Origin of the sequence: Streptomyces sp. SM1, from assembly GCF_002910825.1 — a bacterium.
In the GTDB taxonomy this organism is placed as follows: domain Bacteria; phylum Actinomycetota; class Actinomycetes; order Streptomycetales; family Streptomycetaceae; genus Streptomyces; species Streptomyces okerensis.
The window spans coordinates 1-1,583 of record NZ_NEUB01000901.1 but is presented as its reverse complement, the minus strand read 5'-3'; the positions used below and the strand labels follow the sequence as shown (position 1 = coordinate 1,583).

The 1,583-nt window shown below is 75.5% G+C and carries 1 protein-coding gene; it reads right to left on the bottom strand.

The features are described from left to right. A partial coding sequence (locus tag B9S61_RS30340; RefSeq protein ID WP_146064994.1) for an acyltransferase domain-containing protein occupies positions 1 to 1,583 on the bottom strand: 1,583 nt, incomplete at both ends.

The following is a 1,583-nucleotide window of genomic DNA, read 5'->3' as shown; positions in this document are numbered from 1 at the left end:
CGGTGCCCCCGGGCCGCCAGCCGCGCTGCGGCGCGCTGTCCCCCAGGGCGGACCGGACCAGTCGGCGGCCGTGGCAGGCGGTGGCGCGTACGGCCACCTGGTCCTCGTCCCCGGCCCCGCCGGCCAGGACCCGGCACAGGCGTGCGGCGGTGTCGGTGTCCAGGGTCTCCGGGAGGTCGATCAGACCGCCCCAGCGCTGCGGGAACTCCAGTGCGGCGACCCGGCCCAGACCCCAGAGAAGGTGCTGCGGGGCGCTGACCGGGCTGCCGGTGTCCTCGCCCGCGACCGATACCGCGCCCCGGGTCGCCCACCACAGCGGGGCGTCGATCCCGGCGTCGCCGAGGGACTGCACCAGGGCCAGGCTGAGCGCGGTGGCCAGGGGCACTGAGGGGTGGGCGGAGTGCGGGCGTTCGTCGAGGCCCAGCAGCGACAGCACCCCGGCCACCTCACCGGGCAGCGCGTCGAGAGCCGTGCGGAGCCGGTCGGCCAGTACGGTCCGGTCGGCCTCCGCCTCGGCGAGCCGTACGCGGACCACGGCGGCCCCGGCCTGCTCCAGGACGTCGGCGGTGGCCTCCGCGCGGCGCGCCGCGTCCTCGGACTGGCCCTCCGAGGACAGGACGAGCCAGGTGCCGCCCAGGGCGGCCGGGGGGCCCTCGGGCAGGGCGCTCCAGGTCACCCGGTAGCGCCAGGAGTCGGCGACCGAGCGCTCGGTGCGGGCGGTGCGCCAGCCGGCGAGCGCGGGCAGCACCACGTTCAGCGGGTCCTCGGGGGTCACCCCGAGGGTGGTGGTGAACCGGTCCAGGTCGCCCCCGCCCAGGGCCTCCCAGAAGTCGTCGTCCCCGGAGGCCGTGCCGGAGGTGCCGCCGGCCGCCGGGCCGGTGTCCTCCAGCCAGTACGGGCGGCGCTGGAACGGGTAGGTGGGCAGCGGGACACCGTCCGTGCGGTGTCCGGCGAACACCCGCTCCCAGTCGGGCGACAGCCCGCCCGTGTGGGCCTCTCCGAGGGAGGTCAGGAAGCGGTCGAGGCCGCCCTCGCCGCGCCGGAGCGTGCCCACGACCACGGAGGGGCCCTGTGCGGAGTCGGTGGCACCGGCCGCGTCGGCGCTCTGCTGCACGGCGAAGGTGAGCACGGGGTGCGGGCTGGGCTCCACGAAGAACCGGAAGCCCTCCCCGAGCAGCGTGTCCGTGGCGTTGCCGAACTCGACGGTCTCCCGCAGGTTGCGGTACCAGTACTCCGCGTCCAGGACCTTCGTGTCCAGCCAACCGCCCGTCACCGTCGAGAAGAACGGCACCGTGCCCGAGCGCGGCGCGACCCCCACCAGATCCGCGAGCAACCGCTCCCGGATCTCCTCCACATGAGAGGAGTGCGAGGCATAGTCGACCTCGATCAGACGCGCCCGCACCCCCTCGGCGACGAACCCGTCCACCAGCTCCGCCACCACGTCCACGTCACCCGAAACCACCGTGGAGGAAGGCCCGTTCACCGCAGCCACCGACAGACAACCGTCCGAGGAGGCGATCCGCTCCCGAACGCCGTCCACCGGCAACGGCACCGACGCCATCCCGCCCCGGCCCGCCAACACC